Raw genomic sequence first — 22,921 nt, 5'->3', positions numbered from 1 at the left:
AAATCCTCCTAATCTGCTATGAATCAAATTAGGGGGGGCTACTTGATGAACAATTAACGGACAAAACATTATGGTGTGTCATTGAATGACCATGTAACCGTGGATTCAAGCAACTTACCAATCAATGATGAATTCATGGTGATATTTTTGTTCATTTGTAAGTTAAATCGCTTCTCATTGTCATGATCAAACGGAATGTTGACTTGGCTATTTTGGGCTTCCTCTTGCCAAAAAATGACTGGCCCGTTTGACATATCGTCATCGCCATAATACATACTAAGATCCGAGTCAGAAATTTTTTTCGACGTTTCATGATTTGTCCAATCACTTGTTTGTTCAATAGTGATTTGATACGGTTGATTAACCTCTAAGTTACTCAAATTAAACGAACAAGAAGATGCACCAACAGCTGTTGGCACCTTACTGCCACGAAAATCACTCGCTTTTACCTGACCAAATCCAAAAGATGAAACGCTATTGACAAACGGTGCTTGCGTCCAAACATAGGTGGCTGATTGCAGTTCGTTTTGCCACATATCACTTGTCGTGACAATGTCCCCCTTAGGATTATGGTCTGTACCAGAACCAACCACTTGCCAACTTGCCGCCGTGGTAATGTAGTTATGACCATTGTCATTGAGTGTTGTGCCAATTGACGGTGCTGCAGTAAACGTCATTGTCGTCTCATTTCCTGTACCTAATTGAACATTTGGGCCCAACTTAACTTTCCAGAGCTTAGTCATTTGGGTAAACATGTTTGTTCTTCCTGTCAGACTGCTGGTATTCCATTTACTTAAGTCAAGCGTAGTAACTCGACTATCATAAAACATGTTACTCATATAGGTTACTTTAGAAACGTCCCAATCACTTACATCTAATTGAGAAGCCCCATTTTTATTAAACATGCTGGTCATAGCCGTTACATTGGTTGTTTTAAATCCCGTCAACGTCAATTGATTTAATTGACTCATATTAGCAAACATACTAGTCATGCCAACACTTGCAACATTTTCACCAACATTCCAGTGGCTCACATCAAGCGTTTTTAATTGAGAAAAGTTAAACATGTTCATAAAATTTGCTACTTGTGAAACATCCCACCAGCTAAGATCTAATTCGCCTATACCCGAATAACTAAACATATCCATCATTGTTGCAACACCCGTGGTCATAAAGTTAGTTAATATCAGTTGCTTCAAGTCCTCTGTATAAGCAAACATACTACGCATATTAACACCATCGATCTCTCGGTTACTTCCCCAACTACTCAAATTGATCACTTCAAGTTTTGACTTATTAAACATGAACTGAAACTCGGTCACTTGGTCAACATTAAAATGACTTAAATCTAACGCGTTCAGATTTATGCTTTCAAACATTCGAGTCATGTCAGTGACGTTGATAGTATCAAAATTGTTTAATGTCAGCCCTTCTACATTTGTGCTCCGAAACATATCTTCCATCGTTACGTTTTCAGCCGTTCGATTGACACCCCAACCACTTAAATCAATTGTCTTCGCCTCTGTGCCATTAAACATACCCACAAAAGTCGTCACTTTTGATACGTTCCAAGAACTCAAATCTAAATATTCTTTGCTAAAACTCTGAAACATATAGGACATATCCGTTACCCTGTCGGTCGTAAAATCACTCTGTATTAGATTTTCTAGTCCCACCATCCATTGAAACATATGCGACATATTGATATTTTCCGCAGTTCCATTTTTACACCAATTACTTACGTTCAAAGTCACCAAGGAAGAAGAAGCAAACATGTACGAAAAATTGGTGACTTCTGAAACATCCCACTGACTCAAGTCCAAAACCGTCATTTTTTTCGTATATCCAAACATATAAGCCATATTAGTAACATGGTTAGTTTTAAAATCAGTCAACACAAGATTCTCCAAAAATTGTGTGTTATAAAACATGTCTGCCATGTTAACATTTTCTGCTGTTCGGTTCTCGCCCCAATGACTAAGGTCCAAATTTACAATTTTGGAACCATTGAACATATACGAAAAATCAGCGACTTTAGTAATGTCCCACATACTTAAATCTAAATTCGTCAAACCCGTGCTCTGAAACATATAAGTCATGTTATTAACGTTGGTGGTATTAAAATCAGTTAAATTAAAGTTGTCATTCTGCAACGCTGCCGTATTATAAAACATATGGGCCATTGAAACGACGTCTGCTGTTCGATGCGCACCCCAACTTGATAAATTCAAAGTGGTCAAAGCCGTCGCGCCAGAAAACATGTAGGCAAACGTTGTTACTTTATCGACGTTCCACGCACTCAAGTCTAAACTGGTCGCGAGAGTACCATAAAACATATTAGACATATTCGTCACATTACTGGTATTCAACGCACTCAAATCAGGATTAGTCAGGCCTTTACTGTTGTAAAACCAATAAGACATCGAGGTTACATTACTCGTATCAAAATTTTGCAAATCAATAAATTCAGTGAGTTGTCCTAGATTAGCAAATAAATAAGGCACGTTGGGGTCTACTGTGACAGTCCCTTCAAATTTAATTTTTTTGACGTCGTTACGATACAATTCAGCAGCTTCTATGTTTGAGTAGATGTTCTGTGATAATCGTCCCTGCTCAAAAACCAACAAACCAGTATCCGAATCAAATGTCCAAGTGCTAGTTCCGTTCAGATTCTCCGTAATTGTTCTCGGTGCTTTTCCAGACGAAGCTGGCTTACTATCTGTCTTCGCCAAAGGTTGTTCAACTTGTGGGTCTGCTTCAACTTTAGGCTGTTCCGGTTCGGCTACTTCAGGTGTCTCGAGCTCATCAGATTCCGCCCCTGCTGACTGACCGTCACCCGTATCGTCAGTAGCGACGCGCTGAATCAATTCTTGCAAGTCAGAGCGACCGTCATTTGGTAGACGTAGCTTTTTATCCGTTTTGACGTCATCAGCTGTCATCACTTCGGCAGCTGTCACGGACTGTATTGGACCTGTGAAGGTTAGTAATGTAATTAATATTGGTAAGTAGAATTGTTTGTTCAAACGCATGATTTTTCTCCATTAGTAGCCTAGACCCTCATTCTACTAGGGGGGGAAGACCAGACGAATTTTTGGTGAACAAATTGTGAACGTTAACCTAAAAAGCGGAGACGACATGATGTCGTCTCCGCTAATTTTATTTATCTGTTACAATCACAGTGGCGTTATCTCCAATGTAGATTGACGTTTTCTTACCTGTCTTATTATCAACCAGATTAACACCATGTCCGCTTCGATCAAAGCTAAATGAGCCAGTATATTGATAAATGACCTTACCTTGATAATCTTTGATGACAATTTCACGTTTTTGATTGTTGTTATATTCCAACTGGTAAGTCTTTTTGGACTTAATGTAACTTGATGAGTGGATATAATTATAATATTTTGACGACGCTGCTAGTCCGAATACAACCAGTGCTGCGATAATACCGATGACACCAATCGTGTTGCCTAAACGCTTCTTACCACCAAAGAAATAGGCATAGACACCTAGCAAAATAATGACAACAGGTACGGCAAACATGGCCGCCCACAGCACCCAAGAAATAGGCGTTGGCTGAATATGAAACATTTGATTCTCCCCAAATAATGAATTTTTTTGTTATTTCTTACTATATAATAACAAACATTTTATCAATTTTCACCTTGAGATGATGATAAGAAGATTATGGTATTTTTCAAATAAAGCAGGACGTATTACTTTGATTATAAATAGATGTCTGCTAGTATTAAATTAATTAGTCCCACGAAAGGAGAAGCTAATGTATACTACCATGCTTGTTACCATAGTATGTTGTGTCGTTGTCGGGGTATTTTCTTTAGCGATTGGTTTTAACATTCACCATCCTGTCGCAAAATATGTTTGTCAATTTATTGGATTTGCACTGTTAGTCTTTGCCATTATATTCTTCCTCACACGTTATTGGTGGTGGATATAATTGACAATTAAGTTATCTATTCTTTTCGCGTTCGCCAAGCGACCTGTCAACGATTAAGATAGCTAATAATGTTTTGAGCGATACAGGTATTCACAATCCCCATTGTGAATTCACCACCCTTGTCAATATTCAGTTCATTAGCCAAAATCTGATTTTGTAATTGTTTGTTATCTACCAAGAGTCGCAACAAGTCGTTCTTAGAAATTTTATTTTGGCTCGCATTGCCCTCGTGTTCCACATAAAAATAATAACGATGTGTCCCCACAGCAGCAATATTACCAATGTTTCGGAGGGTATCTTTAAAACTATGCTTTTCAGCAATGCCATAGTTCATCTGATTATCATTCATGATTTCGACCTCCCAATCGCTTCAATCAACCTAGTATATAACTCTCATTATAGTACAATCTAAAGGCTAAATTTTCCGAATTTTTTAATCTTTTTTCAATAAAAGCAAAAGAATCATCCCCAATAATGATTCTTTGTTTAACCTACTGCACAACAAGTTCTTGAATAACTTTATTAAAGTGCTTTTTATTTTGTAAATCCTTAACTGATCGGAAATTCATACTCAAATTATCGTGATCTTTTGAATACATCAATCTTGTGATAGCTGAAACATTGCTTTTCATGACGGTGCTAACTGATGATCCCGGTACAATTCTGGCAATTTTAACGTAGCTGCCTTTGTGATAAGCCATTACGTACGGATCTTTCACGCCGGGGTTGAGTCCCGTTGTTAGCGTTAGCTTCGTCCACTCCGTCCCCATGTCATTATCTGAAAACCATTTTGTCCAATAACCATGGTTTGCCTTATTATTGGGATTAGTGACTTTATCGCTAGGCATTTTTGTATAGGCAACTTTGTATTGCAAAAATGGATTCATGCGGTCAATTGTATCAATGCCTTTTTGGTAACCAACCAACAGCATGCCCAACCATAATACCAATAATACAAAAATGGACCCCAGTATCATCGTGAGTCGCTTATAGCGATGCTTCAATGACACATCTTGATCAATTGCTTCAGCAATGCTTTTTTGTTTGTTTGTCATGTCGATTTCTTCTCCGAACATTATTTTTTCGAAAGATACGTCAAACAAATCACTCAAACGCCTTAAGACATCCAAACTAGGATAATTTTTACCTGTTTCCCAAGTTGACACAGTTTGCCGACTGACATGAACTTCATCTGCCAGCTCCTGTTGTGTCATCTTTTTTTGTAGTCTTAGTTGTTTAATATCTTGTTCAAAACTCATAGCTTTCATCTCCTAATGTAACCGACTCACTAAGAACAATACTAGCAATTCCTGCTTGCTCTTGTAAAGCAAGCGTCACTAGCATGGCGTTATTTGGGGATTTGCGCGTAAAAAAATATCAAGGTTTAATTACTTCATCATGATAACAATTGCTTATGGTACAATAAGAAAAACTCGAAGGGCAACTACTATGGAAGAATTATTTGGCATGATTTTGGTATTCTCAGACACGTTATTTGATGTTGATGATGACAAACCATTTGGCTTCAGATTCTGGCTCGCACTCGTCGTCTGGGCTGTTGCGGTTTGTGCTTTTGTCATTTTCCTTTACATGTTCATCATGTTTGTGCCTAGCTTATTTAATCACCCTCTAACTCAGCTTTGGTGGGTGTGTGTTGGCATAGAAGTGTTATTTGGTGGGATGTCTTATTTTTTAGGACGGCGCACTGTCATTTGGGCTTTGCAAATTAAAAATAATATTCAAGCCCACAGTTCACATCAACACCACAACTAAACGGATACTTTAATTATGCCGGTAGACAATTTTTAAAATTAACCGTAGGACAAAAAAACCATGACTTGAATTACCTTCCAGTCGTGGTTTTTTTGAGATGTTAAATTGAATAAGTACCACACGTCATATCAACATGTTACTGTGCTCATGAAATATTGTTACCCGAGATACTGCGTTTAATGAGCACTGTCAATTTTGCAACGACGTCATTTGTCATAGCGCTAATGGCAAATGACGTCGTCCATAAGTTTCCTTCGTCAAGTGAAGCGGTATCATTGAAACCAATCGTCGAATACCTCGCTTTAAATTTCGTCGCCGCTTGGAAAAATATCACCACTTTCCCATCAGCATTTGCATAGGCAGGCATACCATACCACGTTTTAGCTTTTAACTCAGGTGCGACACGCTTTACGATATCATGAATTGTCATCGCAAAGCTAGCTTCTTCGTCAGTCATTTCTGCTATTTTCTCTAAAACATCTGCCTCCGTGTTTTTGGCTTTTTTAAGTTCTTTTGCTCTTTTCCGCATTGCTTGTCGTTCAAATTCCGAAAACGTTTCTTTTTGTGCCATCATTTTCTCCTTAAGAGTGTTTTTAATATTATATCATCTCACCTTCTAATCCCCGCGCCTTGCAACGATTGTGATCCATATACTTAGTATTATTAACATTTCAATCAATTTACTGCATGAAAAAAAGCGTCATATCAAGGTTTTTACAACTTGATACAACGCCATTCAATGGTTAGTGGAGAAGAAGGGATTCGAACCCTCGCACGCTTTAACACGTCTACACCCTTAGCAAGGGCGCCTCTTCAGCCGCTTGAGTACTTCTCCATAACAGATAATACTATACCAGAATTTCCCGATGATAGCAATACCCGTTAACACTTATACCGTCAAACGCATTTTTTGAGTAGCCTGACGGATCAACACTGTGGCTAATACCACAACAACTATTTTGATCAATCCTGATAATACGAACGGTGTCACACCAGCCGCAATTGCTGCTGTTGCACTCATGTGCGTACTGATAGACAACCAAATTGTACCAATCACCAAATTAACAACCACTGCTACAATGTTGGCAACAATCAATGCCAAAATGTTTGAGGTATGCTTAATTGTCAACCCAATGATTGGTGCATAAAGCAAGAATGACCACAAATAGCCGGCAGTTGGTCCAATCAAGACGGCAAAGCCACTAGAATATCCTGCAAAGACCGGCAAACCAAGTGCGCCAAGTACAATATAAAGTCCAATGGCTGTTAAACTAACCCGCGTTGACGCTACTGAAGCTACTAGTGCAACAATTAAAGTTTGTAGTGTCATTGGCACTGGTCCAACATTAATTGCTAGTGGTCCAATAATCAGTAATAGCGCGGTCAAAACCGCTGTAATCGCAATTCGTTGTGTATTATTTTTCATTTCTTCCCCTTAATGAACACCTTCGTTACGTCACCACTGATGAATGGTGTTAAGTTTTCATCATGTTTCAATAATAATTCACCCCATGTACCAATGTCAAGAACTTGTCCAGAAATTTCTTGGTTATTTGTCAGTAAAGTGACCATCTTATCCTTTAAATATGAATGCTGACGGTAATAATCAAGATGTTGACCTGCTTGATATCCAGATATATTTTGAACAATTCTTTCAAAAATCGCGGCAACTAACGTATTGCGATCCACGTCCACACCGAGTGTTGTTACAATATCTTCCAAATCAGATGGCACCGCCGTCGGTAAAATATTTAAACCAATACCGATAATCACCTGTGTTATTTTACCCGAAGTTAAAATACCTTCAACTAGGACACCACCCATTTTACGATCATGTAGGTAAAAATCGTTGACCCACTTCAATGACACTTGAATCCCAGTCATTTCAAAAAGAACCTCTGCCACAGAAACCGCAACCCCTGTTGTTAAGAGACCAGCGTCAAATTCGCCCGCAACATCAAAAACATAAGTTTGATAAACGCCTGCGCCTCGCGGTGAAAAGAAAAAGCGTCCCTTTTTACCATAACCAGCGCGCTGTTGATTGCTCACAATGCCAAAAGGTCGTGACACGCCCTGTTTGAGCATATCACGACCTATTGTCATTGTTGAATCAACCACATCAATCACAGTAATATCGTCATGCATACCTGTTTGAGTAAGTAAATTCATTTAATCTGATTCCTTTTTATAACTTAATGCTGCAACGTTCAATTCCTTGTCCCCAAGTCCTTGTGTAAAGCTGGTCTCGTGAGACACAATAATGACATTGCCTTGAAACTTGTCAATCGCTGCGCGCAAAGCATTCTTAGTACCTTCATCCAAATGGTTAGTTGGCTCATCTAAAATCAAGAAATTACTTGGTTTCATTTCCATGATTGCCAACTTAACTTTGGTTTGTTCACCACCTGAAAGTTGTTGCAATGGTTTTTGGGCATTTTCGGCATTGATGCCTGCTGCAGCTAAACGCGTACGCAAGGCTTTTGGTTCCAATGTTGGAAAACGATCTTGCATTTCCTGCAATGGTGTCTTGCTATCATTATCCCAAGCCAAATCTTGGTCAAAATAATTAACAACCGCTGATGGGGAAAATTCAGATTGACCAGCCAATGCCGGTATGACACCCAAAATTGATTTAATCAAAGTTGATTTACCAGCGCCGTTAAAACCTTTAAAGACAACTTTTTGCCCAGTGGTAATTGAAAAAGTCACGGGCTCTAGCACCGGTGTCACATAGCCCACAGACAAATCACTAACTGTCAACGCGTTAGCTGACTGTGAATTAACATAGGGAAAATTAAATTTAGCTTGCAAGGTTTCAGAAGGTGGATCAACACGGTCCATGCGCGCCAACATTTTTTCACGAGACTTTGCTTGCTTAGAAGTTGAAGCACGTGCCTTATTTTTGGCAATGAACTTTTGTGCCTTTTCAATTTCTGTTTGTTGCTTTTCGTACTGACGCAACTGTTGTTCGGCGCGTTCGTCTTTTTGACGCATAGCCTTTTTAAATGAACCACGGAATTTAGTGATTTTACCAAATGAAACATCAATGATTGCGTTAGTGACTTTGTCTAAGAAATCAAAATCATGGGAAATAATCATTGCTGCACCTTCAAAGGTTTGCAAAAAGTCTTCCAGCCATTCAATGTGTGCCACATCCAAATAGTTGGTTGGCTCATCCAAAATAATCACGTCGTCATTTTCCAACAAGAGCTTGGCCAAAATGACCTTGGCGCGCTGTCCACCAGACATAGCTTCCAACTCACGCTCACGTCCAATAGCCTCTAATCCCAAACCAGAAATCACACGCTCAATTTGCGTGTCGACATCATAAAAGCCTGCCGCATCAAGTTCTTCTTGCATGCGACCAGCGCGTTCGAGCAATTTATCAGACAACGTTTCGGCATACTCATTGTAAAGTGCCGTGATACGATCTTGTTTGTCATATAGGTCTTGATAAGCGGTATGCAAAAAATCAACCAGCGTCATGCCCTCTGGAATTTCTGCATACTGGTCCAAATAACCGATTTTCAAGCCTTTTTGCCAATCAATTTTGCCTGATAATGGAAGTTCTTGCCCAGTGACAATCTTAATGAGCGTTGATTTGCCGGCACCATTTTGTCCAACAATTCCCATGTGTTCGCCGCTTTGAAGCTCAAACTCTGCGTCTTCATATAAAGTTTTTTCTGCGTAGGCCATGGTTAGGCCGTTTACTTCTAATAATGCCATAACTATAAGTTTATCACATTTTAAATCAACATTGAGTATGTGTGTGGTATATTGTCAGGATTACCGGCCAATATTTCCTTGCGCGTTAATTTTGCTGCCTCTTGAACGAATTTTGCCGTCTGATTCATGCCAGCAATTTCGTATGCTGGGACAACAGACGTTGCTTGTGTGTAGCCACCTTCAACATTTCCCTGAAGCATTTGCAATATGCCTTTGCTATACACAAGCCTTAACCGTTGCGTGGTTAAATTCGTCATGAATTCGTCCATACGCTTTAATACCGATTCTTCTAAAGCTAACATTTCAGCGGCGCCATAAATATCTGTGTAAATCAAGCCAGTGAAAACAACGTCAATAATGTTAACTAAACGCATCTGTTCTGTTCGCAATTGTGAATAAAAATGTGCCCGTTTAATGGCTAAACGCCCCAGTGTCAACAAGTCTGTTGGTGACATCCCCGGATAGAACAAAGTAAAAATGTCTAGTTCAATTCGCCCCCAAGTTTCAGCTTGCTTGAGAAAATCAACAGCTGGTTTGACATGCTTTTTTACTTCAACACGATCATAGAACTGCTCATTCGTTTCTTTGTCTATGCCGTACTTCAGCATCAAACCAAATTCACGCATAAAACGAGCGCCAATCCCACCACGACCATGTTTTAAATCATTAGTTGATCGTGTAATCATCGCCTCAAGTTGTTGCATTTCTTTTGGTTCACCGGTTTGCACGCCCATTTCATGTAGTTTTGTATAAATATAATTATCACTACGATCACCACCAAGAAATAAGAATTCATCATGGCTAACACCCATGTCGGCTAATAATTTGTCTAAACGATCAGCCGACATCCGTGTTTGACCGCTTTCAAATTTACCAATCAATGATCGTGAAATATTGGGTTGCTCGAGGTCAACAATTTTCAAGCCCTTATCTTCTCGCAAGCGTTTAAATGTCGCGCCATAATCAATCATAGTTTACCTCACAATTCAAAACGCAGAATGCGTGTATGTTGTTGCCCGTGTTTCACTTGTTCCTCAAAAGCTAACCAGTCCTGTGCTGAGAAGCCAAAGAATGTATCAAATGTCAAACCAATTTGTTGGCTTACAGTTGTCAATTGTTCAAAATTTGCTCGACTTTTTGCAATTTGACCTTCAGCAAGCGCTTGTAACGCCTCAGCTAACCTGTATTTCAAATGATTATCAGCATTATTTCGAGCTGTCATTTCTCTGGACATAAGCGTCAGGATTTCAGCTGATAATTGCGTATCAGTGTACACAGTCGCAAAGAAAACTGAATTTAACAAACGAAACATATAATCTTCATACACAGCTTGCTGCTGATAAATGGCAATTTTTTGTACCGCTAACTGAACTAATGGTCGTAGCTCTGAGGCGCTAATCATTGAGGCAAATCGGGTCAATATTTTCATCTCAAATTCACCCCATGTATCAACTGACAATAAATAATTTTTTGCTCGGCGTCCACCTTGTAACAAACGTTGAGAAACATTTGTCATATTAGCATGTTGTGCTAAGTGTTGCACATCAAGTAATGTTTGAAAGAAATCTAGCGCCAACAACACCGGCAATCGCTGTGTCGTATGCGTTAATTTCTTAGCTAATAATGACACATATTGACCCACAACTGCGCTGTTACACGTTAAATCAATTGTTGCCTGTTCGGTTATTTGTGTAAATAAATCATCAAACATTTGCGCAGAAAACTTGTTGGCTAGCGCAAAAAATTCTAAGGGGCTGACATTTAACCGCTGCAATATCCTTGTGAAGTGTTCTAACGATATGTTGGTGTCACCTTTTTCAAAACGAGCCAAAAAGGAAGCAGATACAATATCCCCCGCTGTTTTTGCTAATGTCATCTGTTTGCCAACACGCAATTCATGCAAAACTTCGCCATAATTTGTCATTTTATACCTGCTTATTTTTAAAAGTTGTCATATATGTCACTTATATCGTGTTAACAACAAAATCAACTATGCTTATTTTACTAACTGTTGTGTACAGATGATTTAAAGTAGAATATATTCTCTTATTGTTCTTTAATTTATCTTACCGTGTACACTTAATTTATTCAAGTCAAAAGGAGTATTGCTAATGCAGGTTTTCAAAGTCAACAAAGCATTTCGCGTGATGATTATAGCGCAGTTCTTTAATAATATTGGGAGCAGTTTTTTTAACATTGTTTTTTTAATTTATGCCGCTATCCTACCCAATAAAACGCTCGCAGTAACATTAGTGGCATTCGCTGAGTTCTTCCCATCACTACTATCAGTTGTGATGGGAAATTTGGCAGATAAAACTAAAAATCATCTGCGCGCTTGGTCATTTGCCCGACTATCGCAAGCCGGTATATTCTTAATTGTGACTGTTATTCTAACTTTCTGGCATGGTCGGTTTGACAGTTTTATCGCGCTACTAGTACTTATTTTTTTCGCTGATACCATTGGCTCATACAGTAATCTATTAATGACCCCCGTATCACGATATATTTTAAGCGATGATCAATTACAAAACGCAATGGGATTGGAGCAGGCGGTCAGTATCACGGTGAGTTTAATTGGCGGTTTTGCCGGTGTCGGATTATTGGGATTACTACATCAGGATTATGCCGCTTTTAGCTTGATCAATGCGTTCATGTTCATCGTCGCTTGGTTCATTATGACTGTCAATCGTCACCACTTCAAACAAGCCGAAGCACATATTGAAACAACACAACGTCCAAAACCAACGCAACCCATGTGGCACGACTTAAAAATGACTTTTTCGTATGTTTATCAAGACAAGCTGTTCTTTCAGTTAATGCTATTAGCCACTGCAGTTAATTTTATTGGCACCTCGCTAAATGGCGTATTTAATGTCACACTTTTACACGAAAAAAGCCTGCTCATTGGTAGTTTTGGCACTACCGTCGCGATGTTTGGCGCTATCTTTTCAACCGGGATGTTGTTAGGCTCTCTTCTGCCCATGCCTTTTCTGAGTCATCTAACAACTAAGCAATTACTAGCCGTAGCGCTGACTGGCGTACTAGGCTTAGAGCTCGTACCAATCATTTATCCAAACGGCAGTGTATGGATGCTTATTTCCTTTGTCGTTGCTTATTTTAACGCGCAAGTCAATCCCAAATTTGGTGCCATTTTAATGAAACGCATTGATCAAAACAAGCTGGCAAGTGTCAGTGGTTTGCTCAATACATTTGCTTTGTCAAGCGCGCCAGTTGGTCAGTTATTGTTCCTTGGTATTGCAAATTTGATCTCACCAAATATCTCGTGGTTAATCATGGCAATTGTGACATTGATGACTGTTGTATACATCATTTTAACCCGTCAACATGACATTGAGAAGGTTGAAAAAACCACTGAAACAGCTATACTATAAGTATTATGAAACCAAGAAAACTCAACATTAAAACAATTCCAGCTCAAGATGTCAACCGCGCCTACCGTTTTTGGCGTGATGTATTCGACCTACCACAATCTGGTCACGCAAGTGGTCGCCACTTAATGATTGATGGTGATGATATTATTTTTGTAGCCGGTGAATCAACTGATCAATTAGAAATGTTGATTAGAGACCATCAAGATGAATTAAAGCAACATCTTCGCAATAATTTTATTCCAATTGTAGGCAAGCCCGAGCCACGTTTCGGCAATAAAATCGCCTTTAAAATCCATGACTCCGAAGGTAATTTAATCACACTTGAGGCAAATCAATAGTTAAAAAAACGAGATACAAATTCTGTATCTCGTTTTTTTTAATTATAATGCTGTGAAGTCAAAGACTTTACGTCCAGTAATGTTACCAGCCTTCATCTCATCAATCACATCATTCATATCCTTGAAATCAACTGTTTCGACGATTGGTTTAACTTTACCTTCAGCCCCAAATTGGAAAGCTTCTTTCAAATCGGCACGAGTACCAACAAGTGATCCTCGAACTTCAATGCCGTCTAATACTGTTTTAGCAATATTGAGTGCCATATCACCTTGTGGCAAAGCAACGGCCACTAACTTACCCATTGGGCGCAAAACATTAACAGCTTGTGAGAAAGCTGCATCATTAACAGCAGTTACTTGCGCGTTATGCACACCACCAGTTAGTTCATTAACCTTAGCAACCACATCTTCGGTCTTACGGTTGACCAACACTTCAGCACCGTTAGCCTTAGCAGCAGCCAACTTGTCATCGTTACCATCAATAACGGCTACGTGTGCACCAAATACATTATGAGCATATTGCACAGCCAAGTTACCTAAACCACCGGCACCATGAACTGACACCCATTCACCTGGCTTTGTTTCACCAACTTTAAGTGACTTATACATTGTCACACCGGCACAAGTGATTGATGTTGCTTCAACTGGATCCAAACCTTCTGGTACTTTCACTGCATATTTTGAGTTGACAACAACCTGTTGTGACATTGCACCGTCAATCGTGTAACCTGAGTTACGAACCTTACGGCAGAACGTTTCATTACCTGAAACACAGTAGTCACAAACACCACAAGCATCATAGAACCAAGCAATTGATACGCGATCACCAATTTTAAGATAATCACCGGCACCTTCGCCTAACTTTGAAACACGACCAACGCCTTCATGACCAATAACACGACGGAATTGACCGTTTCGTTCACCAATTTCGTTTGGATTACCAAAGTCACCATTAGCACAGTGCAAATCAGTGTGGCAAAGACCGACGTATTCAACATCAACCAAAGCATCACCGAAGCCTAACGCGCGTGGTTGCCAATCATCAATTAAATCAACATACCCATCATTCACTTCACGGACAACTGCTGCTTTCATATTTAACCTCTTTCATATATGTGAATTTATTTACAAGTAAATTGTAACCATAAAATTCATATTTGTAAATAGTTTTTATGTAAAATTTACATAAAATTCTTTTATAAAGTGACGTGTTTCACTAACAAATATATAGAGACCTTTAAGGTTTCTAAAAATAAAAGTTGGATTACGAGAACTTTAAAACTAACTTGCCTAAAACGTGCTGACGACTATGAAATTCTTTCAGATTAATCACATTAAATGGCGCCACTTCAGCAATATTGACTTTCACATCACCACTGGCAACCATCTGCAACAATTCCGCCAATTGCTGACCATTTGACTTCATAAAACTATGAGTGACTCTTGGGTCATCATTATCATCAACTATGGACACAAGTCGACCTTCGAATTGCAACACGCTCAAAGAATCAGTTAAGGTTTTACCACCGATGGTATCAAGCACGACGTCTACTTTATCTTTAATAACAGTCGCCAAACTTTCTTTCTTATAGTCAATAACATGTAAATGCGGATTGAACGCCTTTAAGAATACGGCTGATTCCCCACTGGCGGTTGTGTATATTTTATCCGCACCGATTGCCTGAGCAACTTGAATCGCAGTAAATCCAACTGAGCCGGCGCCACCGTGAATCAATACGCTCTCACCAGGTCGTACATCTAAATCGCTCGTCATCATTTGATAACCCGTTTGACCACCCAAAACAACTGCTGCGGCTGTTTCATAACTCACACCATCTGGAATTTTAGCTAATTGCTTACTACTGACAGCCACAAATTCAGCGTAACTTTTGAGATGCGGTGATGCAGCAACACGATCACCAACATGAAAATCACTTACTTCACTACCTACTGCAATAATGTCACCAGCCACAGACGAGCCATTAATCAGTGGTGTTGGTGCACTAGTTCCCATGACACCTGCACGAAACTTTACATCATAGGGATCAATAGCTGTTGCACGTTGCTTAACCAGTACCTGACTGGGCTTAATGTCTGGTGTTTTGGCATCTGTTACCTCTGCAAAAACATCGACGTCGCCATAATCTTTCATCTCTATTGCGTACATTTTTTCACACTTTCTTTTCTTCGAAATGTCTGAGTCGTTGTCACATACATTGTATGCTAATTAGCCAATAAAATGTTAATTTTGGTTCAAATTTTTATAAAACAATTAGAAAATGACATAAAAAAACATCACAACATTAGGAAGTCAAAAATCCATGCTGTGATGTTTTTTACTGTTTGGCTCAACTACTGCTTACGGGCTGGAAAAGTAACGTGAGCCATGGGAGGATACCAACCCGTATTTAATTTGTGATTACTTACGTGGATTACCAGAAGTAGTCAATTTGTTTGAAGTAACACTTAATTTAGCATACAAATCATTGACAGGTGCATTTGTCCATCCCTTAACACGACCATTGACCAATTGCACATCAATGTTAGTGTAAGTAGGAATTGTGTAGGCTTCTTTATCAACAACTAACTTTTGGAAGGCCTTGATATTCTTAATCAAACTTGCATCAGAAGTTGAATTCTGTGTGTCAGTCAAATTCTTAGTCAAAGCTGCTGATGTGACATGACCAAAGTTATAAGCAGCATTCTTGCTCCAAAGTTGGTCAAATGTTGGTACTGTACCTTCACCCCAACCACCATCAGTGATATCCCAATCATTGTTCTTTGCTGACAAAACAATTGACTGCCAAGTAGCTGCATCAACTAACTTGTCTTGATAAAGCTTAACTTCAATACCGGCTGCTTTCCATGCAGCGATGTAAGCTTTTGCTTCAGACTCAGCTGTTGAACGACCTGAACGAGCCAAGTAAGTCAACGTTAGACGCTTGCCATCTTTAGCATAGTAACCATCAGAATCTTTCTTATAGCCTGCCTTTTCCAACAAACTATCAGCTTTCTTGATGTCGCCATTTGCTTTTTCTTGATAACCCTTGACATTCTTATCGTAGAACAACTTCTTAGTTTCTGACTTTGAAACTAATGTGTTAGTTGTCACACGTAGACCATTACCATACTTAGCAACAACCGCACCGACGTTTTGTGCATAACCAACTGCCTTACGTACGTCGGCATCTTGCAATGGCGTTGAACGATCTTGAATACTTGTTCCCTTAGAATCTGCGTGTCCTAAGTTAAAGTAAAGTTCCCAATACCCTGCATCAGCTTGACCAGTAGCAGCATATCCCTTGGCATTGTTATATTTTGACAACACTGGCGTATTACCATTCTTCCACAATGTAGCTGGCGCTGTTGTCACAATATCAAACTTTTGCTTTGATAAGTCATTTTCAAGCTTTGACTGATCTTGGTTAACATAATAAGTGATTGTCTTCAACTTAGCTTGTTTACCCCAGTAATCAGTGTTACGCACATACTTAACTGTTGAGTCTGAAGAAACAGACGACACTTTAAACGGTCCAAATGACAGAGGTGTTTTGGTAACTTTTTTAGATGTGTCAATCGTCTTTGAACTCACATCTTTCAAATCATGATATGGCAAAGCATAGGCTGGCACACCGTCACCCCAGTTAACAGCAGCTGGTAGACTTGTATAAGATACTGTCAACTTCTTGCCATCTTCACCATCATCAAACTTGATACCTGAAATTGACTTTGACTTACCATTTTGGAAATCTGTCAAACCTTTAATCTTGGTATAGGCTTCAGTAAAGTTACCTGAAGCTACTGTGTTAGTGGACAAGGTTTCAAGTGAAAATTCAACGTCTTTGGCAGTGACAGCTTTACCATCCGACCACTTCAAGTTATCTCTCAATGTAATCGTGACAGTTTTGGCATCTTTGTCAACTTTCAATTTTGCTGGACCACTACTGATAATCTTCCCATTCTTATCGGTGTAGAACAACTGATTATTACCAGCTGGTTGTAGTTGTTGTTGAGCAGCCGCCCACTGTGCGAATTCCGTATACCCAGCAAATGTGATTGGTGAAGCAGCTTGTCCAGGATAGGTAACTGTTAAATTACCGCCCTTAATCGCTGCCTTTGAGTTAGTATAATCACCCTTAAATGAACCAACACTGACTGCCTTTGGTGTAGCGTCCTTATTGGACGTTGCTGACAATGCTGCCCAGCCACCTCCTACAACAACGACTAGGCCAACAACGCCAAAGCCAATTTTTGCACCTGTGCTTACCATATATATTCTCCCTTTTTGTGTTTCTTCATTGGAATGTTCTTTTTTAAAACACTCATCATGTTAAGCAATATATCACTTATTTATTTTGCTGTCAACATCATTTTCTCATTTTTATATTATTATTTTAAGAAACTGATTGTCGCTGGTCACTCGCACGTCGTGCAACTTGACCCAAAATCACAACACCAACTGTCAAAATAATCAACACAATAGTTTCTGGCAACCATAACCACCATTGCGTATAGATAGTTGAGGCTGAGTTCTGGCTTAACACAGTCAACATCATTCCGATTGAGTTAGTGCCTTGTTTTAAACCAAAGCCAAGGAATGTCAAACTTGTCTCAATACCAATTGAAGTAGCCAATGTTAGTGCAAAATCCGATATAATCGTTGGTGAAATATTTGGAAAAATACCTGTAAAGAGTATTTTGTACCAAGGGGTTCCCGAAATTTTGGCCGCATCAACATAATCACGATTAACTTCAGATAACGTCAATGTTCGAACCAAACGCACGCTCGCTGGCCAACTGGTTAGTCCCAAAATCAATATTAAATTCCAAATCGACAAGCCCTTAGCTGTTGAAAAAATAATTGCTAAAATCATGATAAGTGGCATAATCAACCAGAAATCAATAATACGCATTGATAACCAATCTATCCAGCCACCAAAATAGCCGATAATCATACCAGCAACAACTGAAATAACTGTAATAATGATTGCAACGCCAAAACCAATAATAATTGAGTTTTTAGCTGAGGCAATCAACGTTAAAATAAAGTCAGCACCAGAATCTGTTGTGCCTAAGATATGACCACCACTCATGGGTGGTAGATTAGCATTCAAAATATCACTCATAGTCCCAATGTTACTTGGCACAAAGAATTGACCAATGACTATAAATAAGAATAGTGCAATTAACAAGACAACTGTCACTAATGCTAAGTTATCTTTTTCGAGTTCACGCCAGAAATTTTTAATAAAGCGTGCACCAAACCGTTGTTTTTTCATTTTAGTTTCCATGGTTCACTCCTTATTTCACTCGAATACGTGGATCAACCCAAGCTGAAATAACATCAGATAGTAAGCCACCCAACAATGCTAAGAATCCTTGCAATAACATAACTGCTGTGATGACTGTATAATCACGACTAGTCAGAGCTTGGACGAATAATGCACCAATACCGGGATAACCAAAGATTGTTTCAGCAAACATTGCACCACCCAGCACACCAGTAATTGAGTAACCAATTCCCGATGCAATCGGCAGAAAGGCATTTCGTAAGATGTGTTTTCTAAAGACATCCTTAATTGTGACACCTTTAGCACGTGCAGTTCTAACATAATCTTGTGCTTGTTGATCTAATAAGTTTGATCTCAAATATTGAAAAATACTGTTCGTACTGAACAAGGCAATCGTGAACGCAGGTAAAAACGCATAACGCAAATTACTGAAAAAACTCGTCGTAAAACTCTGAGAGTCATCTATTCCCGTACCTGAAGCTGGAAAAATTGGAATCAAGTAAACAAACAAAATCATCATCAAAAAATAAAAAACAAAGGATGGTACTGCTGAGGTGATTGTATTCCACACCATCAAAATGCGGTCAATTGTTTTGTTTTCGTGTCGTGCTGATAATAAAGCTTCAGAGATTGCAAAAACATAAGTTAATATCGCTGCAATAATTCCCATTGAAATGGTTGGCCAAAGACGCGAAGCAATAATTCGCGTCACAGTCCAGCCTTTGTTAACGGCGTATGATGTGCCTAAATCACCGTGAAAAACACGATCAATCCAGTGAATATATTGTTGATATAGTGGTTGGTCCAAGCCAGCCGCATGTCGCATGCGCGCAATGGTAGCTGGATCGGAGTTAGGATTTAAATTTCCATAGAATGGATCACCAGGCATTAACTGTGCCAACATAAAAATCAGTATTGAAACCAAAAATAACTGAGGAATCATAATCAAAACACGCCGTAAAATCGTTCGCCACATAATTAAGCCTCTCCTTTCTTAAGTGCCGCAGAATGGGTTGGCGTAATTTGCTTTAAATCGTACGCACGTGCCCGTAAGCCATCCTGCTCATAATATGCAGCTTGATTTTCAGCAAATTCAGCTTCAACCCGCTTGCGATAAGCGCGGTTAGCATCACGTTTGCTAACATCTAGACTTGGAATTGCGGATAGTAATCGCTTAGTATAAATATGACGCGGATCATCGAAAATATCTGCCGTCGTACCTAACTCGACAAAACGCCCATTATGCATAATCGCAATGTTATCCGTCATGTACTTCACAACACCTAAATCATGGGAAATAAATAAGAAACTAATGCCGAAGTCACGTTGTATTTTTTTCATGAAATTCAAAACTTGCGCTTGAACTGATAAATCTAACGCTGAAACTGGCTCATCTGCCACAATTAATCGTGGATTGGTTGCTAAGGCGCGGGCCACACCAATACGTTGCCGCTGACCACCCGAAAACTGGAACGGATATTGCGTCACAGTTCGTGCTGGCAAACCCACAATTTCTAATAATTCTAATACACGTTTATCAATATCATCTTGATCAAATGAACGTTTATCTCCGGCTCCCGCACCAATTGCGTTAGGTACACCAAAGCTCTTCAAAGGTTCAGCGATGATTTCTCCGATGGAACGACGTGGGTTTAGACTAGATTGACTATCTTGAAACACCATTTGGACATCTTTGTTATAATTTAATTTCTTTTTCTGCTTGATTGTTGTAGCTTCCTCGCCATCAAACAAAATTGTCCCGCTAGTGGGATCTTCTAATCCCACCAATGATTTGCCAATCGTCGTTTTGCCTGAGCCTGACTCACCTACTAACCCGTATGTTTGTCCTGCTTTAATGGAAAATGACACATCATCAACAGCCTTAATGTTATCCGTTACACGATTAAAGAAACCAGAACGTACCGGATAATAGACTTTCAAATTTTCAATTCTAATTAAGTCGCTCATACCTGATTTTCTCCCTCAGTAACGTCATTAAATTCAAAATTTTGCCACGCTGTACCACGAACATAGTGATGATCCCCAACTTGTTGTAGCTCATCTTTTACGTTGGCATTTACTACTGATTCATCTAACCAAGGCACACGCTGCAAAAACAAATCTTTATTGTGATCCATATCTTTTAGAGCTGGCACTGTACCTGGAATAGCATATAGCGTTTCACCTGGTTTAACATCTGAAGGATCAGCTCGCAATAACGAACGTGTGTACGGATGTTTCGGATGATTAAATAATTCCTCAACACCAGCTTTTTCAACAATCTGACCCGCATACATAACCGCAACAGTATCAGCCATTTCAGCCACAACACCTAAATCATGGGTAATGAGTAAAATACCGGCATTCTTTTTTTGTTGGATTTCCTTAATCAAATCCAAAATTTGTGCTTGAATCGTAACGTCCAAAGCGGTTGTCGGTTCATCAGCAATGATCAAATCTGGCTCGTTAGCCAATGCAATTGCAATCATCACACGCTGACGCATACCACCAGAAAGCGCATGCGGATATTGCTGTGCGACACGTTTAGCGTCGACAATACCAACGTCATCAAGTAATCCTAACACGCGATTTGACACTTGTTGCGTGTGTTTATCATGAACAGTCATGGCTTCCGCAATTTGATCGCCGATTTTCATAAGAGGATTTAAACTTGATAGTGGATCTTGAAAAATCATGCCGACCGAAACACCACGATACTGATCGAATTGTCGTTCGGTTAAACCGATTAATTCATTGCCATTAAGTTTAATGGACCCAGTGACTTTTGTCTGGTCAGGGTTATGAAGTCCCATGACACTCATTGCAAACGTTGATTTGCCTGAACCGGATTCACCCACAAGGGCAAGAACTTCACCATGATTGATTGATAAATTAACTTTATGCAATGCTTTTTGATATTCACCGGCAATCTTAAATTCTACCGAAACATCTTGAGCATCTAACAATTTTTCTGCCATGTTACTCTTCCTTAATTTTAACCTGGGTAATATTATATCATGTATATCTAATCTTTGTACATGGTTTAGAAATCAAATTAACATATTTCTCATATAAACGACATTATAATATAGAAAAATAGCTATTTCATAAATGGTAAAGAAATTACTAAAAATGTGACAAAAAAAACACAGGCTCCTAGTAGAGCGCTGTGCCTTTAATCAGGTTTAACTGATAAATTTATTTTTCAGAAATTGAAGCAATACCTGGTAATTCCTTACCTTCAAGGTATTCAAGTGATGCACCACCACCTGTTGAAATATGTGTCAATTTGTCAGCAACACCCAATTGTTGTACTGCGGCAGTTGAGTCACCACCACCAACAATTGTTGTACCACCATTTTCAGTCACCTTAACCAATTCTTCACCAATTGCCAATGTACCCTTGGCGAAGTTAGGCATTTCGAACACACCCATTGGGCCGTTCCAAACAACTGTCTTAGCGTCTGACAAAGTATCTTGCAACAGCTTAACTGACTTAGGACCAATATCCAGTCCCATGTAGCCATCAGGAATACCAGCTGTGGCATCAACAACTTCTGTCTTGGCATCATTTGAAAATGCGTCAGCAGCAATTGAATCAACCGGCAAAACCAACTTGTCACCAGCTTCAGCCATTAATTCCTTAGCCAATTCAACCTTGTCGGCTTCAAATAATGAGTTACCGATTTTTTCACCCTTAGCAGCGTCAAAAGTATAAGCCATACCACCACCAACAATAACCTTGTCGGCTTTAGACAATAGTGACTTCACAATCTCAATCTTATCAGAAACTTTTGCACCACCAATAATAGCAACAAATGGACGAACTGGGTTAGCCACAGCGTCACCCAAGAACTTAATTTCCTTTTCCATCAAGAAACCAGCGGCTGCTTGTGAAACATTTGAAGCGATACCGACGTTTGAAGCGTGGGCACGATGTGCTGTTCCAAAGGCGTCGTTGATGAACAAATCATCACCCAATGATGCCCAATACTTGCCCAACTCTGGGTTGTTCTTTGATTCGTTTTTGACTTCAACGCCGTCAACAACATCCTCAAAACGTGTGTTTTCAACCATCAAAACTTCGCCATCTTGCAAAGCATTAATTGCTGATTCTAATTCTGCACCACGTGTAAATGGTACGAACTTAACGTCCTTGCCTAATAATTCGCCCAATCGCGCAGCAACTGGTGCCAATGACAATTCTTTTTTATCATCTTCAGACTTAATACGTCCCAAGTGTGAAAACAAAATTGCACGACCGTTGTTTTCCAACACGTACTTGATTGTTGGCAATGCTGCCACAATACGGTTATCGTTTCCGATAACGCCTGCTTTGATAGGCACGTTGAAATCAACGCGCATCAATACTTTCTTACCTGAAAGTTCCAAATCTGAAACAGTCAATTTAGCCATGATAGCCTCCAATTTTTTATTGTTACA

General features: G+C 39.4%; 21 protein-coding genes and 1 tRNA gene. 3 read left to right on the top strand and 19 right to left on the bottom strand.

The genetic code is table 11. The features are described from left to right. Positions 1-68 precede the first annotated feature (68 nt). The 4 genes from FF105_RS05055 to FF105_RS05040 form a co-directional block, all read right to left on the bottom strand. Positions 69-3,029, bottom strand: coding sequence for a BspA family leucine-rich repeat surface protein (locus tag FF105_RS05055; protein WP_010295857.1), 2,961 nt, complete (start codon positions 3,027-3,029; stop codon positions 69-71). A gap of 127 nt (positions 3,030-3,156) precedes the next feature. Further along, on the bottom strand, positions 3,157-3,591 hold the full coding sequence (locus FF105_RS05050; protein ID WP_010295859.1) for a hypothetical protein: 435 nt from the start codon (positions 3,589-3,591) through the stop codon (positions 3,157-3,159). A 413-nt stretch (positions 3,592-4,004) separates the two neighbouring features. Next, a complete protein-coding gene (locus FF105_RS05045; RefSeq protein ID WP_010295861.1) occupies positions 4,005-4,307 on the bottom strand; it encodes a hypothetical protein in 303 nt (100 codons plus the stop codon). 142 nt (positions 4,308-4,449) lie between these two features. Further along, positions 4,450-5,217: a helix-turn-helix transcriptional regulator gene (locus FF105_RS05040; protein ID WP_010295864.1), complete on the bottom strand. Its 768-nt coding sequence runs from the start codon at positions 5,215-5,217 to the stop codon at positions 4,450-4,452. A 190-nt stretch (positions 5,218-5,407) separates the two neighbouring features. Here FF105_RS05040 and FF105_RS05035 point away from each other — a divergent pair, with 190 nt between their 5' ends. Beyond that, positions 5,408-5,731: a hypothetical protein gene (locus tag FF105_RS05035; RefSeq protein ID WP_010295866.1), complete on the top strand. Its 324-nt coding sequence runs from the start codon at positions 5,408-5,410 to the stop codon at positions 5,729-5,731. A 145-nt stretch (positions 5,732-5,876) separates the two neighbouring features. Here the strand turns inward: FF105_RS05035 and FF105_RS05030 are convergent, their stop codons facing one another. From FF105_RS05030 to FF105_RS05000, 7 genes are all read right to left on the bottom strand, one after another. After that, positions 5,877-6,302 carry an iron chaperone gene (locus FF105_RS05030; RefSeq protein ID WP_228934858.1) on the bottom strand — a complete coding sequence of 142 codons (426 nt, stop codon included), beginning with the start codon at positions 6,300-6,302 and terminating at the stop codon, positions 5,877-5,879. A 176-nt stretch (positions 6,303-6,478) separates the two neighbouring features. Then, positions 6,479-6,566 (bottom strand) — tRNA-Ser (locus tag FF105_RS05025). A 54-nt stretch (positions 6,567-6,620) separates the two neighbouring features. Beyond that, a complete protein-coding gene (locus FF105_RS05020; protein WP_010295872.1) occupies positions 6,621-7,157 on the bottom strand; it encodes a biotin transporter BioY in 537 nt (178 codons plus the stop codon). After that, a complete protein-coding gene (locus FF105_RS05015; RefSeq protein WP_010295875.1) occupies positions 7,154-7,900 on the bottom strand; it encodes a biotin--[acetyl-CoA-carboxylase] ligase in 747 nt (248 codons plus the stop codon). Before FF105_RS05015 ends, FF105_RS05020 begins: the two co-directional genes overlap by 4 nt. Then, positions 7,901-9,457, bottom strand: a complete 1,557-nt coding sequence (locus tag FF105_RS05010) for an ABC-F family ATP-binding cassette domain-containing protein (RefSeq protein ID WP_010295879.1) — start codon at positions 9,455-9,457, stop codon at positions 7,901-7,903. Positions 9,458-9,477: 20 nt separating this feature from the next. Beyond that, positions 9,478-10,428: an Rgg/GadR/MutR family transcriptional regulator gene (locus FF105_RS05005; protein WP_290046385.1), complete on the bottom strand. Its 951-nt coding sequence runs from the start codon at positions 10,426-10,428 to the stop codon at positions 9,478-9,480. 8 nt (positions 10,429-10,436) lie between these two features. Next, positions 10,437-11,381: a helix-turn-helix domain-containing protein gene (locus FF105_RS05000; protein ID WP_010295885.1), complete on the bottom strand. Its 945-nt coding sequence runs from the start codon at positions 11,379-11,381 to the stop codon at positions 10,437-10,439. 187 nt (positions 11,382-11,568) lie between these two features. On the opposite strand from FF105_RS05000, the gene FF105_RS04995 reads away from it, so the two are divergent. Together FF105_RS04995 and FF105_RS04990 are read left to right on the top strand one after the other, a co-directional pair. Beyond that, the gene (locus tag FF105_RS04995; RefSeq protein ID WP_010295888.1) at positions 11,569-12,849 is read left to right on the top strand and encodes an MFS transporter; all 1,281 of its coding nucleotides are present in this window, start codon (positions 11,569-11,571) and stop codon (positions 12,847-12,849) included. A gap of 5 nt (positions 12,850-12,854) precedes the next feature. Then, on the top strand, positions 12,855-13,187 hold the full coding sequence (locus FF105_RS04990) for a VOC family protein (RefSeq protein WP_010295891.1): 333 nt from the start codon (positions 12,855-12,857) through the stop codon (positions 13,185-13,187). Between the two features lie 42 nt (positions 13,188-13,229). On the opposite strand, the gene adhP is transcribed toward FF105_RS04990, so the two are convergent. From adhP to FF105_RS04950, 8 genes are all read right to left on the bottom strand, one after another. After that, on the bottom strand, positions 13,230-14,282 hold the full coding sequence (adhP, locus tag FF105_RS04985; RefSeq protein ID WP_004911634.1) for an alcohol dehydrogenase AdhP: 1,053 nt from the start codon (positions 14,280-14,282) through the stop codon (positions 13,230-13,232). A gap of 169 nt (positions 14,283-14,451) precedes the next feature. Continuing rightward, positions 14,452-15,354 carry an NADP-dependent oxidoreductase gene (locus tag FF105_RS04980; RefSeq protein ID WP_010295897.1) on the bottom strand — a complete coding sequence of 301 codons (903 nt, stop codon included), beginning with the start codon at positions 15,352-15,354 and terminating at the stop codon, positions 14,452-14,454. 252 nt (positions 15,355-15,606) lie between these two features. Continuing rightward, positions 15,607-17,457, bottom strand: coding sequence for an ABC transporter substrate-binding protein (locus tag FF105_RS04975; protein ID WP_010295900.1), 1,851 nt, complete (start codon positions 17,455-17,457; stop codon positions 15,607-15,609). A gap of 124 nt (positions 17,458-17,581) precedes the next feature. Next, positions 17,582-18,478, bottom strand: a complete 897-nt coding sequence (locus FF105_RS04970) for an ABC transporter permease (RefSeq protein ID WP_010295902.1) — start codon at positions 18,476-18,478, stop codon at positions 17,582-17,584. Between the two features lie 10 nt (positions 18,479-18,488). Further along, positions 18,489-19,454: an ABC transporter permease gene (locus FF105_RS04965; protein WP_139967610.1), complete on the bottom strand. Its 966-nt coding sequence runs from the start codon at positions 19,452-19,454 to the stop codon at positions 18,489-18,491. Between the two features lie 2 nt (positions 19,455-19,456). Further along, positions 19,457-20,446, bottom strand: a complete 990-nt coding sequence (locus tag FF105_RS04960; RefSeq protein ID WP_010295910.1) for an ATP-binding cassette domain-containing protein — start codon at positions 20,444-20,446, stop codon at positions 19,457-19,459. Next, on the bottom strand, positions 20,443-21,456 hold the full coding sequence (locus FF105_RS04955; RefSeq protein ID WP_010295912.1) for an ABC transporter ATP-binding protein: 1,014 nt from the start codon (positions 21,454-21,456) through the stop codon (positions 20,443-20,445). The genes FF105_RS04960 and FF105_RS04955 overlap by 4 nt, the downstream gene beginning before the upstream one ends. 220 nt (positions 21,457-21,676) lie before the next feature. Continuing rightward, a complete protein-coding gene (locus FF105_RS04950) occupies positions 21,677-22,894 on the bottom strand; it encodes a phosphoglycerate kinase (RefSeq protein ID WP_010295915.1) in 1,218 nt (405 codons plus the stop codon). Between the last annotated feature and the right edge of the window lie 27 nt (positions 22,895-22,921).

Origin of the sequence: Leuconostoc sp. UCMA20149, from assembly GCF_030400235.1 — a bacterium.
Taxonomy (GTDB): domain Bacteria; phylum Bacillota; class Bacilli; order Lactobacillales; family Lactobacillaceae; genus Leuconostoc; species Leuconostoc pseudomesenteroides.
The sequence above is the reverse complement of the archived record's forward strand: the minus strand, read 5'-3'. Positions and strand labels throughout refer to the sequence as shown.